This is a genomic window from Kitasatospora sp. NPDC030952 (assembly GCF_055571335.1).
Map to the genome: position 1 here is coordinate 135,782 of NZ_JBVIFM010000004.1, position 13,969 is coordinate 149,750.

Below are 13,969 nucleotides of genomic sequence, written 5' to 3' on the forward strand. Positions count from 1 at the left end.
GGCCTCGGGCGCGGCCGACCCGCACCCCGGATGCCGACGGGTACCCGGCCTCGGCGCGGTCACACCGGCACGGCCGGGCGGTTCACCGGTCGTCGTCCCCGCCGTCGTCGCCGGGGCGGCCCCGCCAGGCGCGGGCGCGGGCTTCGACGTCCACGGGCTCCTTCACTCGTGGTCACCGGGGCCTCCTCAGCGGTACGGCCGGGTCCGTCCCGGCCGAGGGCGCGCCTGCCCGTCGCGGAGCGGCGTAACCATCCCACCGGGCCCGGCCCGGTGGCCGTCCGTGGTGTCCCGGGTTTGCATGGGGTGACCGAGCCCCGAGACCCCGGAGGTCCCCGTGTACGAGATGTGGGCCGAACACGACCCGGCGGTGTCACCACCCGCTGTGGTGTGGCACGTGGTGGCGAAGGACGACGCGACGGCGTCACTGTGCGGGCGGTTCCTCGAACCCTCCCAGCGGGTCGTCCCGGCGGGCGACGGCGCGGACGCGGAGGTACCGGACCGGTACTGCGACCCGTGCCTGGTGACCGTCCGTGAGGCGCTCGCGGCCGCCGGCCGCTGACCGACCGGAGGCCGCTCCGGACCGGTCCGGCCTCCCCCGTCACCGCCCGTCCACCGCGCGGCCGGTGGCCGGGCCGGTGGGGTGCCGGCGGTCCAACCGGTCGGCCCTGGCCCGGACCCGGGCCAGGGCCACCCGCGCGTCCCACGCCCGCGCATCGCCCACGCATCGCCCACGCCCGCGGCCGACTCACGGACGCCCTCACCCGGGCCGGGCGCCGCATCGAGGCGCTGGAGCGGTTCCGGGCGCCGGGCAACCCCCTCCCGCAGCCGTTCACCGACTCCCACGACCCCGGCCGGGCCCTCATCACCGCCGCGGGACGGAATGACCGGCCCCGACCGGGCCGACGCCGCGGGTTTGGCCGGGCCCGGACCGGCTAGCCGCCCGGTATGAACGCATCCGCACTGCACACCCGCCCTTGGTCCCGTCGGCTGCGCCGCGCCCTGGACGCGCCGGCGCACTGGGACGTCCTGGACACCCCCGCCCGCCCGCTCGCCGACGCGGTCGAGGCCCTGCCGCTGGGCCCGTACCGGGACGCCCTGCACGGCGTGTGGCTGGGCCACCCGCTCCACCCGGCCCTGGTCCAGCTGCCGATCGGCTGCTGGATGTCGGCAGGCCTGCTCGACCTGGCACCCGGTCGGCGCCGCTCGGCCGACGTGCTGGTGGCGGCGGGCCTGCTGGCGGCCGGGCCGGCCGCCCTCGCCGGCTGGGTGGACTGGGCCCGGCTCGACCCACCGCGGCGGCGCACCGGGCTGGTGCACGCGCTCACCAACTCCGGCGGCGTGCTGCTGTACGGCGCCTCGCTGCTGGCCCGGTGCCGAGGACGGCGCGGGCGCGGGCGGCTGCTCGGCCTCGCCGGGCTGGCCGCCGTGTCGGGCGGCGCGGTGCTCGGCGGGCACCTGTCCTACCGGCAGGCCGCCGGACCCGACCGGGCCGCCGCGGTGCCCCGGCTGGCGCCGCCGGACTGGGTCACGCTCGGCGCCGTCGAGGACTTCCCCGTCGGCCGTCCGGTCCGCCGCAGGGCGGGCGAGCTGGCCGTGGTGGTGGTCCGCGACGGCGAGAACTGCCATGTGCTCGCGGAGCGCTGCTCCCACCTCTCCGGCCCGCTCTCCGAGGGCACCGTCGAAGACGGCTGCCTGCGCTGCCCGTGGCACGGCAGCGAGTTCCGCCTTCGCGACGGCCAGGTGGCGGGCGGACCGGCCACCGCGCCCCAGCCCGTGCTGGAGACCCGGGTGCTCTCAGGGCATCTGGAGGCCCGGCTGCCCGGTGCCGGCTGACCGGCCCCAGCCGGCCGCGTCGACGCCGTTTCGGTCGGGCGGGGCGGGGCAGCCGCGCCGGGGAGCAGCCCAGGAGGAGCCATGGCCGCCGTCATCCCCCGTCTCCCGCTCGGCGCCGCCGCCTCGGAGCTCCGCAGCCCCACCGGGTCCGGGTCGCGGCCGTCCCGGCCGGGCACGTCGGCGTCCGGGTGCCACCGGGGCAGCCACCGGGCCCTGCTCGCCCCGGCCCGACGGCCCGCCGCAGAGTGAGGTGACACCGCGATGACCGTCGAAACGATCAGGGACCGGCTGCTCGCCGAGTACGGCCGCACGTACGCCGAGGAGGCCGGCATCACGCTGCGGGACAAGCCCTCGCCGCTGTACCGGCTGCTGGTCCTGACCGTCCTCTGCTCGATCCGGATCAGCGCCGGGACGGCCGCCCGGGCCGCCCGGGAGCTGTCCGCCGCCGGGTACCGCACACCGCGCGCGATGGCCGGCTCCGGCTGGCAGGAGCGGGTGGACGCGCTGGGCCGGGCCCACTACGTCCGGTACGACGAGAGCACCGCCACCGCGCTCGGCGAGGGCGCGCACCTGGTGCTCGACCGCTGGCACGGCGACCTGCGCCGACTACCGGAGGAGGCCGACCACGACCCGGCGGCCCTGCGGGAGCTGCTGCGGGAGGTCCCGCGGATCGGTCCGGTGGGCGCGGGGATCTTCTGCCGGGAGGTCCAGGCGGTGTGGCCCTGGCTGCGCCCGTACTTCGACGAGCGGGCGTGCCGGGCGGCCCGGGAGCTGGGGCTGCCGCACACGGCCCGCGGCCTCGGCGGACTGGTCCCGCCGGAGGAGCACGCCCGACTGGCCGCGGCGCTCGTCCGGGTCAGCCTGTCCAAGGACGCGACGGAGCGGCTGCGGGCCGGGTGACCAGCGGCCCCGGATGTCCGTCGACCCGGCCGGCGGCTGTGGGAGGGTGGACCATGCCCTTGAGCGATTTCCACCTGCGTGCCTCCGTGGCGGTGTCCGACATCCGGCGAGCGGTCGCGTTCTACGAGGGAAGGCTGGGCCTGCGGGCGTTGTGGGCCGGTCCCAGCGCCGCCATCCCCGACGGCAGCCGCGTCTACGGTTCCGGTGGTGTCCCGGCCCTGAACGTGTACCAGTCCGACACGGCCGGGAGGTCGGCGGCGACCATGGCGGTCTGGTACGTCGACGACATCGACCGGGTCGTCGGCGAACTCACCGCCGCCGGCGTCGACTTCGTGCGCTACGAGGGGTTGGAGCACGACCCCGGGGGCATCACCGCCCGGGCCGGTGGCGGACGCATCGCGTGGTTCCGGGATCCGGACGGCAACACCTTCGCCGTCGAAGCCGACGTCTGAGTGCCGGAGTCGTCGACGAACTCCACCGTGATTCGGTGTGGGCGGCGCGGGCGGTGTGGGCGATGCGGGCGGTGCGGCGAGTCCTTGCCCCCTCCGGGGCCTGACCCCTGAACAACCGCCGTGAGACGTGTCAGGGCGGCGGATGTGACAGCTGTCAGTGCCGAACGGTGACGGAACGGGCTGTCGCGCGGGGGCCCGGTTGGGCGATGCTGATCATGAATCGGTCGAACACCCGTGGGCAGGAGCCCGGCGGGCGTTCGAGGGGGCGACGAGAGACGGGAACGTCAGCATGAAGGTATTGGTGGCCGGGGCCGGGATCGGCGGGCTGTGCCTGGCGCAGGGGCTGGTACGGGCGGGGATCGACGTCCGGGTGTTCGAGCGGGAGGCGGCCGCGGACAGCCGGTACCAGGGGTTCCGGATCGGGCTGGACACGCCCGGGCTCGCGGCGCTGCGCCAGTGTCTGCCGCCCCGGCTGCACGGGCTACTGGAGGCCGTCACCGGGCCGCTCGCGGGTGAACGGCGGGTGGTGGACGAGCAGTTGACCGAACTCCGGCGGCTCGGCCGGACCGACGGGGGCACCGCCGCCGACCGGCACGTACTGCGGCAGCTGCTGCTCTCCGGGCTGACGGACCGGGTGGAGTTCGGCCGGGCCGTGGTCGGCTACCAGGAGCTTGCGGACGGCCGGGTGGCCGCCCGGCTCGCGGACGGCGACACCGTGGAGGGCGACCTGCTGGTGGGCGCGGACGGCGTGGGCTCGGCGGTGCGCCGGCAGCTGCTGCCCGGGGCGAGGGTCGTCGCCCTGCCCGGCAACTCGGTGCTCGGTCGCACCCCGATGACCGAAAGCCTCGCCGCCCTGGTGCCGGGCGCGGGCACACTCGTGCAGGGTGCCGGGGTGAGCCTGCTGATCGGCCGGATGGAGTTCCGCCGGCCACCGCGGTCGGCGGCGGCCGAGCTGGCGCCGGAGGTCGAACTGCCGGACACCACCAGCTATCTGCGCTGGGTGGCGATGCTGCCCGAACCGCTCGACGCCCAGGCCGGGCCGGCCGACTGGGCGGGGGTGCGGGACCGGCTGCTCACGCTGATCGACGCCTGGCACCCCGACCTGGTCGAGCTGGTCCGGCAGTCCGACGCGGGCAACAGCTCCCCGCTCACGATCCGCTACGCCGAGCCCGTACCCCACTGGGGCACCGGACCGGTCACCCTGCTCGGCGACGCGATCCACCCGATGCCGCCGAGCGCCGGCCAGGGCGCGAACACGGCGTTCCGCGACGCCGAGCTGCTCTGCCGCTCGCTCACCGCCGTCCACCGCGGTGAGACCGAACTGGCCGCCGCCGTCGAGGAGTACGAGCTGCTGATGCTCGACCGCGGGTTCGCCGCGGTGGCCGACGGCCTGGCCCGGCTGCCGGAGTTCACGCCCGCCCGCTGAGGCGGGTCGGCACCCGGCGCGGCCTCCGGGCCGGGCCGGTGGCGAACGACGGCGAGGTTTCGCCGCCGCCCGCCCGGATAGCCGCTCCGGCGGAAGCGTCCCGAGGAAACGAGGCTGCCATGACCGCGTTCGGCTACTTCCTGTCCTGCGAGGAGTTCACCCCCGCCCAACTGGTCGACCAGGCCCGACTGGCCGAACGGGCCGGATTCACCCGGCTGGCGATCTCCGACCACTACCACCCGTGGAACGACGCCCAGGGCAACGGCCCGTTCGTCTGGGGTGTGATCGGCGCGCTCTCCGAGGCCACCCGGCTGCCGGTGACCACGCTGGTCACCTGTCCGACGGTCCGGCTCCACCCCGCGGTGACGGCCCAGGCGGCCGCCACCGCGGACGTGCAGCTGCCCGGCGGGCTCCGGCTGGGCGTGGGCACCGGTGAGGCGCTCAACGAGCACGTCCTGGGCGACCACTGGCCGCCGTTCGACGTCCGGGCGCAGATGCTGGAGGAGGCCGTGGCGGTGATGCGCGAGCTGTTCACCGGCGGTGTGGTCTCGCACCACGGCCCGCACTACACCGTGGAGAACGCCCGCCTCTACACCCCGCCGCGGGACGGCCGGCTGCCGGTGTACGTCTCGGCGTTCGGGCCGAAGGCGGCCGCGGCCGCGGCCGCGTACGCGGACGGCCTGGTCACCATGACCCCGGACGCCGAACTGGTCGGCCGTTACCGGGCCGCGGGCGGCGCCGGGCCGGTGGTCGGCGGGCTGAAGGTGTGCTGGTCGGAGGACCGTGACCGGGCGGTCAAGACCGTCCACCGGCTCTGGCCGAGCGAGCTGCTGCCCGGTGAGCTGGCCCAGGTGCTGCCGACGCCGAGGCACTTCGAGCAGGCGACCGAGCTGGTCACCGAGGAGATGGTCGCCGACGCGGTCGTCTGCGGCGACGACCCCCAGCAGCACGCGGACCGGCTGCGGGGCTACGTCGGCGCGGGCTTCGACGAGGTGTACGTCGGCCAGATCGGCCCGGAGCAGGAAGGGTTCTTCGACTTCTACCGCGATCAGATCCTGCCCCTGGTGGCGTAGGTAACGCCCCTCCCGCCCAGCGCGCTGAGCGAGTACGCCCTCCTCGCCGACGGCGAACACCGCACACTGCGCAGAACACCGCACACCGCACACCGCAACGACGGCCCCCCGTGGCGGGGCCAACCGCTACGGGGGGCCGGAAACGTCAGGACGGTGGCGAAGTCAGTCGGGCTCGGCCGTCTCGTCGGGCCCGTCGGCCCAGCCGGGGGCGTCGCGGTCCTCCAGCTGTTCGCGCAGCCGGGCGAGGGTGGTGGACAGCAGCCGGGAGACGTGCATCTGTGAGACGCCGATCCGGGCGGCGATCTCGGACTGGGTGCAGCCGTCCCAGAAGCGGAACTTGAGCACGGTCTGCTCGCGTTCCGGCAGGTGGGCGAGCAGGGGTCGGACAGCGGTGCGGAAGTCGGCGAGTTCGATGCCGGGGTCGCAGCCGCCGAGGCGGTCCAGCATGGCGCTGCCGCTCTCGTCGGTGTCCTGCTCGCGCAGGGCGTCCAGCGAGCTGGGGCGGTAGACCCGGCCCGCCACCAGGCCCTCGGTGGCTTGCTCGACGCTGAGGTGCAGGTCCTCGGCGATCTCCTGCGGTTGCGGGAGGCGGCCGAGTTCCTGCTCCAGCCGGTCCGAGCCGCGGGCGACCGTGAGGTACAGCTCCTGCATGCTGCGGGGGACCCGCACGGGCCACGAGGTGTCCCGGAAGAAACGTTTCATCTCGCCGGCGATGGTGGGGATGGCGTAGGTGACGAACTCGACTCCGCGGGTGGGGTCGTAACCGTCCACGGCCTTGATCAGACCGATCGTGCCCACCTGCAGGATGTCGTCCATGTCCTCGGCGCGGTGCCGGAACCGGGCCGCGATGAACCGCACCAACGGCATGTTGAGCTCGATGATCGTGCCCCGGACGTAGCTGTAGGCGCTGCTCTCGCGGGCGAGGCCCGCCAGGCGCTCGAACAGCGCGTCGCTGAGCTCGCGCGCCTCGGTCTTGCCCATCCCGCGCAGTTCGGTGGCGGTGGGCCTCGGCGGCAGGTCGGGCTCCGCGATGGTCGCGGACCCGTCCCAGGGGGCGGTTTCCAGAGGGGTGGACACGTGTCCTCCTCGAATCGGGGCGAACGCCCGGCGACGGCCACGGACTGTCGTCCGTCGAGTCGTGGGCTCTTCCCCAGGACCACGGCCCGCTGTCTTGGCGCGATGGTCCCGGTGGCACCCTGTCCGGGCACCCGCGGCGGTTCGTCCGGCGAACCAGCCGCACGAATGGTTTACCCGACATACGACATCGAATTCATGTTTCGGCGAGATTTCTTGTGATTCGTCCGGGTACACGCAGTCTCGTGACACTTCGGGACCACGAGTCCGCTCCCGAGGAAGAGAGGTGCGCCATGACCGTTCCGACGCCCCCCGACCCGGACACCCAGCCGATCCCCCACCCGAACCCCACCCCCCGGCCGGGCGAGGAACCCGATCCGGTGCCTCCGCCCATCCCGCCGTTCCCGGACCCCGAGCCCTTCCCCGACCCCGACCCCGCACCGCCACCGCAGCCGCACCCCGGGCAGCGGTGACGGGCCCGGGCCGCGCGGACGACCAACGGCCGGCCGGGCTGACACCACCCGTCAGCCCGGTCGGCCGCGATCGTCGCTCCGGCCGTGACGGTCGGGCGGGGCGGACACCTCGACCCAGACCAGCTTGCCCCCGCCGTCCGGCCCCGCGCCCCAGGCCCGGGCGAGCCGGTTCACCACGCGCAGCCCGTGCCCGCCCGGCCGGCCGGCGTCGGCGGCCCGGCGCAGCCGCGGCCGTACCGGACTGGCGTCCGCGACCTCCGCCCGCAGGCGGATGCCGTCCCAGTTCAACCGCAGCTCGCGCGGACCGCCCGGGGCGTGCAGACAGGCGTTGGTGACCAGCTCCGAGACCAGTAGCAGGACGTCCTCCGCCACGGCCCGCCGCTCCTCGTCGACGGCGGGCAGCCAGTGCCAGGACCGCAGCGCCGCCCGGCTGAACTCCCGGCTGCGCCGCACCGCGCCCTCACTGCCCGTGAAGACGAGCCGCCTGGTCTCCCCGGCGGCCGTCGGACGGCCTCGCGCGGAGCGGTCGGGGGGATACATCCGGGCCTCCTCACGCCTGGCCGGGAAGGTCACCTGGTTCGGCCGGAGGCCGTTCCCGCGGGGCGACCCCGGGGAGGCCGGTGCCGCCCCGAGGTCGGTACGGATCCGGAGGACGGCACAAGCCCCGGTGACCGCGAACAGCCGCGCCGCGCCGGACCGCCGGCCCCCGAACCCCACGTGCCCCTGGTTTCATGCCCCGCGTTTGCCCGACCCGGTCACGGCTACACGCGCTCAGGTAAGGAGGCGGAGACGAATCATGGCGACGCCGAACACCGAAGACGGCGGTGGCGACCACGCCCACCGGTCCCGGATCGGACGCCGAGAGTCGCCCGAGGAACGGGCCGACCGCCGCTGGCGCGACCTGCTCCAGGAGGTCCGGGTCGCCCAGACCGGCTCACAGATCCTCTTCGGGTTCCTGCTGAGCGTGGTCTTCATGCCCCGCTTCACCCAACTCGGCGCCTTCGACCGGGGACTCTACGTCGCCACCGTCGTCCTCGGCGCGCTCGCCACCGGCGCGCTCACCTCCCCCGTCGCCTACCACCGGATCTTCGCCGGCCATCGCCTGAAACCCCAACTGGTCGACGCCGCGGCCCGCCTGGTGGCCACCGGCCTGGTCCTGCTGGCCCTCACCATCGGCTCGGCCCTGCTCCTGCTGCTCAGCGTGGCGACCGATCACGCCATCGCCGGCGTGATCACCGCCGCCGTCATGCTCTGGTTCACCTCCTGCTGGCTGCTGCTGCCGCTCGCCCACCTGCACCGACGCGACGGCCACGAGGACGGGGCCCCGGACGGACCGCGCCCCGACGGGCACTCCTGACGTTTCGGCCACCCGCCGCGGGCAAGACGCCCGCCATGAGGACCGTGACGGCCGTGGAACCGGAAGGGGCACTTCGGCGGATCGCCTTCCTGCTGGAATGGGAGGGCGCCTCGCCGTACCGCGTCCGGGCCTTCCACACCGCCGCCGACGCGGTCCGCGACCTGCCACCCGGCCCGGTGGACGCGGCCCGGGCCCGGCGGCTGCCGGGCGTCGGACCGGTCACGGCCGAGGTGATCGCCCAGGCCTCGGCCGGAGAGCTGCCCGGCTACCTCGCCCATCTGGAGCAGACGGCCGGAGCCGCCGCCCGGGCCGGGTGGGACCTGGTCGCCGAGGTGCGCGGCGACTGCCACCTGCACTCCGACTGGTCCGACGGCGGCCACCCGATCGAGGAGATGGCCGACGCCGCCCGAGCCCTCGGGCACCGCTGGGCCGTCCTCACGGACCACTCGCCCCGGCTGACCATCGCCCACGGCCTCAGCCCCGAGCGGCTGAGGCGCCAACTCGACGTCGTGGCGGCCCACAACGCGGGCCACGACTCCTTCCGGCTGCTCACCGGGATCGAGTGCGACATCCTGGAGGACGGCTCGCTCGACCAGGAACCCGAGCTGCTCGGCCGGCTCGACCTGGTGGTGGCCTCGGTGCACTCCAAGCTGCGCGCCGAAGCCGAGCCGATGACCGCCCGGATGCTGGCGGCGGTCCGCAACCCGCACACCGACGTCCTGGGGCACTGCACCGGACGGATCGTCACCGGCCGCGGGCGGCCGCCGTCCCGCTTCGACGCCGCGGCGGTGTTCGCCGCCTGCGCCGCGACCGGGACGGCGGTGGAGATCAACTGCCGCCCCGAGCGCCGCGATCCGCCCGACGAGCTGCTGCGCCTGGCCGCCGAGGCGGGCTGCCTGTTCGCCGTGGACACCGACGCCCACGCGCCGCAGCAGCTGCACTGGTACACCTCGGGATACGCCCGGGCCGCACGGCTCGGCCTCGGACCGGAGCGGCTGATCACCACCTGGTCACGCGAGCGGCTGCTGGCCTGGGCGGGAACCGAGCGGCGCTGATCACCCTCCGCGCCGCCGGGTTCCGACCCCGAGCCACCGGGTTCCGACCCCGAGCCACCGGGTTCCGACCCCACCCGCGCGGGGACGGGCCGCGCGGGTGCGGGCGGGCCCCGCCCTCAGCTGCTGAGCAGCCGGTCGAAGAAGGCCCGGTACTGCTTCAGCGCCACGCGCAGCTCCTCCGTGTCGGCCTCCCCTTCGCGGTTCCACTGGCTCTCCAGGCCGTTCTTGCGGCCCGCGAAGTACTCGGCCAGGCGGCGCATCACATCGGCGACCAGCTCGTCCGCGTCGCGGACGGCCTCGCGGGGGTCGTCGACGAAGCGCGTCTGGACCTCCAGCCACCGGGAGCGCAGCTCCTCCGCCTCACCGGACGGCAGCAGGGCCTCGCGCTCCTGCCGCTCGCCGTCGCCGGACATCTCGCCCTCGACGGACCGACCGGTGCCACCGCCCGTGGCCGTCGTTCCTTCGTCATCCGTCGCGGCCGACTCCGTTCCTGTCGGCTCCGTTACTCCTGCCTCCGTTCCTGTCGGCTCCGTTCCTGCCGTCTCCGTTCCTGCCAGCTCGGTCCCTCCGGCCGTGTCGTCCGTGCCCTGCTCCGCCTCCGTGCTGGTGGCCTCGCCGGGGTAGACGGGCCGGGCCCGGCTCTCCGGCGGCTCGTCGGCCCGCACACCCGCGAGGATGTCCTCGGTCGACGTCCGTCGCTCGTCGTCGTGGTTGGTCGGCGTCATCTCGGTCGCTCCGTTCCGCCTCGTTCCGTTCCGCCTCGTTCCGTTCCGCCGTCGAGGAGCGCGTCGAACAGCGCGCGGTAGTGCACCATCGCGCCCCGCAGCTCCTCGGTGGTGGCCTCGCCGCGGTGCGCCTGGGTGTTGACGGCGTGCGCGGCGCGGTAGTGCTCCAGGGTGCGGCCGTGCTCGACCGACAGGTCGCGCAGCCGCTGTTCGTAGTCCTCCGTCGGGTAGCCGCGGTCCCGCATGAGTGTCGTGACCAGCCGGTCGGCGTTCTGGACCGCGCTGCCCGGCCGGTCGACGAACTCCTGCTGCACCTGGATCCAGTCCTGGCTGTAGCGCTGCCTCGCCTCGGCCGGCAGCGGCTTGATGTCCAGCTCGCGGTGGCGCTGTTCGCGCTCCCGCAGATCGCGTTCGGCCGCGATCCGGCTGTCGGACCGGTCCACGGTCCGTTCGTACTCGGGGCCGAATCGTTCCCGCAGTCGGCGGCGGCGGTTGACGAACCACAGCGCCGCGACGACGAGGACCACCACGACGGCGATCGGCACGATGATCGCGACGAGTTCTCCTGTCGACATCGGGCCCTCCTTGCTTCTTCTTCGGTTCTTCTCCGGGTGCGCGCCGCGCTGTCCGCGGGTGCGCCGCCGGGGTGGTCGTCGTCTCCTCCGGTCCGAGGAGTCAGCTGGGTTCGGCCCGGGAGATGTAGTCCCGCAGCCGTTCCACCAGCGGGCGCTCGGGTGGCGGGAGGCGGTCGGCGGGACGTTCGGTCGGGGGCTGGTGGCGGGGCCGGCCGGAGGAGCGCTCCTTGGCCTCGCGCGCGCGGGCGGCGAGGTCCCGCAGTTCGGCCTCGGTGGTGACGGCCCGGACGGCCGGGAAGAGCCGGGCGTCCTCGTCGCCGGCGTGCCGGGTGACCTCCTCGGTCAGTCGGGCCACCAGGCGGTCGAAGTGGGGCGAGTCGGCCCCGGTCGGCCGGAGTTCCTGCAGCAGCGCCTCGACCGCGCGGTGGTCGGCGAGTTCGCGTTCCGCCACGGCGGGTCCGTCGGCCAGCCGGTCGCGGACCAGCGGGTAGAGGTGGAGTTCCTCGGCGCGGGTGTGGCGCACCAGCTGGTCGGTCACCTGGTCGGCCAGCTCCTTGCGGCGCGGGTCGCCGTGGGGCAGGCCGCTGAGTTCGCTGAAGTGGACCAGTACGGCCCGGTGGTCGGCGGTGAGCTGCTCCAACAGGTCCTCGTCGTGGTGCACGGCTCAGCCCTCCAGGGCGTCGGCGATGCGGTGCAGCATCCCGCCGCCGCTCGGGTGGCGCGGGGCGGTCTCGCGCATGGCCTGCATCCGCTCGCCGAGCTCCCGCAGTTCCTTGCGGCCGAGCGTGGCCCGGACCTTCGGGAACCAGTCCGCCTCCTCCTGCTCGATGTGCCGTTCGACGGCGTCGATCAGGACGGTGGTCTTGGCGTCGTAGCCCTCGTCGCCGGGGGACATCCGGCTCAGCTCCTCGCAGAGCAGGTCGGCGACGTGGTGCTCCTCCTTGGCCCGGTCCATCTCCTCGGCGAGCCCTTCCACCTCCTGGCGGATCCTGGGGTAGACGAGTTCGTCCTCCAGATAGGTGTGGACGGTCAGCGACTCGATGATCCGTCCGACCGTCCCGGCCCGGGCCTGGTCGTCGCCGTCCTGGGCGAGCGCCCGGTACTCGCGGAACAGGCCGCGGACCTCCTTGTGGTCCTCCCGCAGCAGGACGATGGCATCGTTCGACATCGCTCGGTCCTCCTCTTCAACTCCCCCGCAGGCCCGGCGTGTCCCCGGCCGGGGCCGGGCCAAACGCGGGCCGCGGAGAGGATCAATCCGGAGCGGGCCGCCGACCTCGTGGAACCCGGCTCCCACTATGACGGTCGTCACGGCAGGTCGATGATCATCTGGGCTGGCGCCGGTGTCCGGTCGATTGCGATGATGAGCGACCTGGCGGGGTGAGGTACCCCACGGATGTTCGAAGGGGGGCGCCGATGTCGCCGCACGAGATCGGGTTGTACGCGAGTGCCGCGGTGGTGGTCGGGGTGGGGTTGCGGACGCTGCTGCTGGCCGGGACCGCGGACGGGGCCGGAGCCGGCGGTTCGGCGGGCGGCGGTTCGGCGGGCGGGGGCACCGGACCGGCCGAGGTGCTGGCGGTTGTCCGGGCCGCCCTGGCGCGGCGGCCGTGGGTGACCGCCGCGCTGTTCGCCGTCATGGCGGTGATGGCCGTGATCCAGTACGCGGTGCCCGCCGTCGTCGAGGATCTGATGCGCCAGCCGGACGCGCTGTCGGACGGGCAGTGGTGGCGTGCCGGGACGGCCCTGCTGGTGCAGTCCTCCGGGATCGGGCAGATCGCGTTCAACCTGGCGGCCCTGCTGGTGATCGGCGCCGTCGCGGAGTCGGTTCTCGGCTGGTGGCGGACCCTGTCCGTCTTCCTGGTCAGCGGTGTTCTGTCCCATGTGGTCAGCCTGGCCGGCTGGTCACCGCGCGGCGGTGGCGACTCCGTGGCCGTGTGCGGCCTGCTGGGGGCCCTCGCCGTCACCTGTCTGCTCCGCAGGAGCGACCTGGGGCTGCCGTTCAAGGGCGTCTGGATCGTGCTGCTCATCCCCGCGGTCGGCGTGTTCCTGTGTCTGCTGCACAACAACCACGGTGCCGGTCTGGTGGCGGGCTGCCTGCTCGGCGTGGTCCTCGCGCCCGGTACGAGGATTCCGCTGCCGCGGCCGGTCGCGGCGTAGGGCCTGTCTTCAAACCCCCGTCGTCCGCCCGGAGGGCGGGCGGGGCGGCGTTGGGGTGCGTGCATCGCAAGGCGGAGGTGGGGGCACCTCCCGGCCGGAGGCTGGGGGCGGAGCCCAATGCAGCGCATTGGCGACCGACGACAACGCCGCGAGGTGCGTGCACCGGCGTCGCCCCGCAGACGGGAGTTTGAAGACAGGCCCCAGCCCCGGGCTGGTTCGCGCCGGGCCGGTGTGGAATCGCGAATCCGGGGCAGACGCGGTCCCGAGGCCGTAAGCGTCGGCCCGTTACCGGAAACCGAGTGGAGGAGTGCGTCCCATGGGTACCGAGGACAAGCTGCGCAACATGGCGGAGAAGGCCAAGGGCAAGGCCAAGGAGGCCGCCGGGAAGGCCACGGGCGACCGGGTGGTCGAGGCCGAGGGCCGGGGCACACAGGTGAAGAGCGACCTCAAGCAGGCCGGGGAGAAGGTCAAGGACGTCGGGAAGGACTGACGCCCGTACCCGTCGGCGAGCCCGTCCGGGCGCCAGGGGGTGCCAGGAGGTCGCCAGGCGCTGCCAGGAGGTGAGGACGATGAGCACCACGGGGGAACCCGTGCCGGCGGATCCGCCGGTGCCGGTCGAGACGCCGGAGGCCCGGATGACCGGCGAGGGCGGTCCGCCACCGGAGCACGAGCAGGACAAGGGACCGCAGGACGGCCCCGAGTTCGAGGTGACGGAACCGGCCCACGAACCGGAGTCCGGTAGCCGCTGACGCGGCCGTCAGCGGCCCGGGCGTGTTTTGGCAGCCCTCCCTCCCCCGGGGAATTTTCAACACACCCCCCAAAACACCCCCCCCCCCCGCGCCCTCAGACCCCCCCAAACCCCCCCCCGGAGG

The 13,969-nt window shown here is 74.5% G+C and carries 17 protein-coding genes; 11 read left to right on the plus strand and 6 right to left on the minus strand.

Translation table 11 applies throughout. The features are described 5' to 3' along the window. Positions 1-334: 334 nt before the first annotated feature. From ACZ47G_RS10395 to ACZ47G_RS10420, 6 genes are all read left to right on the plus strand, one after another. Positions 335-559: a hypothetical protein gene (locus ACZ47G_RS10395; RefSeq protein WP_465741013.1), complete on the plus strand. Its 225-nt coding sequence runs from the start codon at positions 335-337 to the stop codon at positions 557-559. A 386-nt stretch (positions 560-945) separates the two neighbouring features. Next, positions 946-1,833: a Rieske (2Fe-2S) protein gene (locus ACZ47G_RS10400; protein ID WP_465741014.1), complete on the plus strand. Its 888-nt coding sequence runs from the start codon at positions 946-948 to the stop codon at positions 1,831-1,833. Between the two features lie 261 nt (positions 1,834-2,094). Beyond that, positions 2,095-2,733 (plus strand): endonuclease, encoded by a 639-nt coding sequence (locus ACZ47G_RS10405; RefSeq protein ID WP_465741015.1) that lies wholly within the window; start codon positions 2,095-2,097, stop codon positions 2,731-2,733. A 53-nt stretch (positions 2,734-2,786) separates the two neighbouring features. Next, entirely contained in the window at positions 2,787-3,185 is a 399-nt protein-coding gene (locus tag ACZ47G_RS10410) for a VOC family protein (RefSeq protein WP_465741016.1), read from the plus strand. 289 nt (positions 3,186-3,474) lie between these two features. Next, a complete protein-coding gene (locus ACZ47G_RS10415; RefSeq protein ID WP_465741017.1) occupies positions 3,475-4,611 on the plus strand; it encodes an FAD-dependent oxidoreductase in 1,137 nt (378 codons plus the stop codon). A gap of 119 nt (positions 4,612-4,730) precedes the next feature. Beyond that, a complete protein-coding gene (locus ACZ47G_RS10420) occupies positions 4,731-5,684 on the plus strand; it encodes a TIGR03557 family F420-dependent LLM class oxidoreductase (protein WP_465741018.1) in 954 nt (317 codons plus the stop codon). Between the two features lie 162 nt (positions 5,685-5,846). On the opposite strand, the gene ACZ47G_RS10425 is transcribed toward ACZ47G_RS10420, so the two are convergent. Together ACZ47G_RS10425 and ACZ47G_RS10430 are read right to left on the minus strand one after the other, a co-directional pair. Beyond that, positions 5,847-6,761: a SigB/SigF/SigG family RNA polymerase sigma factor gene (locus ACZ47G_RS10425; protein WP_465741019.1), complete on the minus strand. Its 915-nt coding sequence runs from the start codon at positions 6,759-6,761 to the stop codon at positions 5,847-5,849. A gap of 521 nt (positions 6,762-7,282) precedes the next feature. Continuing rightward, on the minus strand, positions 7,283-7,771 hold the full coding sequence (locus ACZ47G_RS10430; RefSeq protein WP_465741020.1) for an ATP-binding protein: 489 nt from the start codon (positions 7,769-7,771) through the stop codon (positions 7,283-7,285). A gap of 256 nt (positions 7,772-8,027) precedes the next feature. On the opposite strand from ACZ47G_RS10430, the gene ACZ47G_RS10435 reads away from it, so the two are divergent. Both ACZ47G_RS10435 and ACZ47G_RS10440 read left to right on the plus strand, forming a co-directional pair. Beyond that, positions 8,028-8,588 carry a DUF6328 family protein gene (locus tag ACZ47G_RS10435; RefSeq protein ID WP_465741021.1) on the plus strand — a complete coding sequence of 187 codons (561 nt, stop codon included), beginning with the start codon at positions 8,028-8,030 and terminating at the stop codon, positions 8,586-8,588. A 35-nt stretch (positions 8,589-8,623) separates the two neighbouring features. Continuing rightward, positions 8,624-9,643 (plus strand): PHP domain-containing protein, encoded by a 1,020-nt coding sequence (locus ACZ47G_RS10440; RefSeq protein WP_465741022.1) that lies wholly within the window; start codon positions 8,624-8,626, stop codon positions 9,641-9,643. Between the two features lie 116 nt (positions 9,644-9,759). Here the strand turns inward: ACZ47G_RS10440 and ACZ47G_RS10445 are convergent, their stop codons facing one another. The 4 genes from ACZ47G_RS10445 to ACZ47G_RS10460 form a co-directional block, all read right to left on the minus strand. Continuing rightward, positions 9,760-10,368 carry a hypothetical protein gene (locus ACZ47G_RS10445; RefSeq protein WP_465741023.1) on the minus strand — a complete coding sequence of 203 codons (609 nt, stop codon included), beginning with the start codon at positions 10,366-10,368 and terminating at the stop codon, positions 9,760-9,762. Continuing rightward, a complete protein-coding gene (locus ACZ47G_RS10450; RefSeq protein ID WP_465741024.1) occupies positions 10,365-10,943 on the minus strand; it encodes a hypothetical protein in 579 nt (192 codons plus the stop codon). Before ACZ47G_RS10450 ends, ACZ47G_RS10445 begins: the two co-directional genes overlap by 4 nt. Before the next feature lie 100 nt (positions 10,944-11,043). Further along, entirely contained in the window at positions 11,044-11,604 is a 561-nt protein-coding gene (locus tag ACZ47G_RS10455) for a hemerythrin domain-containing protein (RefSeq protein ID WP_465741025.1), read from the minus strand. Positions 11,605-11,607: 3 nt separating this feature from the next. Beyond that, positions 11,608-12,111 (minus strand): hemerythrin domain-containing protein, encoded by a 504-nt coding sequence (locus ACZ47G_RS10460; protein ID WP_465741026.1) that lies wholly within the window; start codon positions 12,109-12,111, stop codon positions 11,608-11,610. A 245-nt stretch (positions 12,112-12,356) separates the two neighbouring features. Between ACZ47G_RS10460 and ACZ47G_RS10465 the strand changes: the two genes are divergently transcribed. The 3 genes from ACZ47G_RS10465 to ACZ47G_RS10475 all read left to right on the plus strand — a co-directional run bounded on the left by ACZ47G_RS10465 (position 12,357) and on the right by ACZ47G_RS10475 (position 13,846). Next, positions 12,357-13,097: a rhomboid family intramembrane serine protease gene (locus ACZ47G_RS10465; protein ID WP_465741027.1), complete on the plus strand. Its 741-nt coding sequence runs from the start codon at positions 12,357-12,359 to the stop codon at positions 13,095-13,097. 316 nt (positions 13,098-13,413) lie between these two features. Further along, on the plus strand, positions 13,414-13,587 hold the full coding sequence (locus ACZ47G_RS10470) for a CsbD family protein (RefSeq protein WP_465741028.1): 174 nt from the start codon (positions 13,414-13,416) through the stop codon (positions 13,585-13,587). Between the two features lie 79 nt (positions 13,588-13,666). Next, positions 13,667-13,846: a hypothetical protein gene (locus tag ACZ47G_RS10475; RefSeq protein WP_465741029.1), complete on the plus strand. Its 180-nt coding sequence runs from the start codon at positions 13,667-13,669 to the stop codon at positions 13,844-13,846. Positions 13,847-13,969 lie beyond the last annotated feature (123 nt).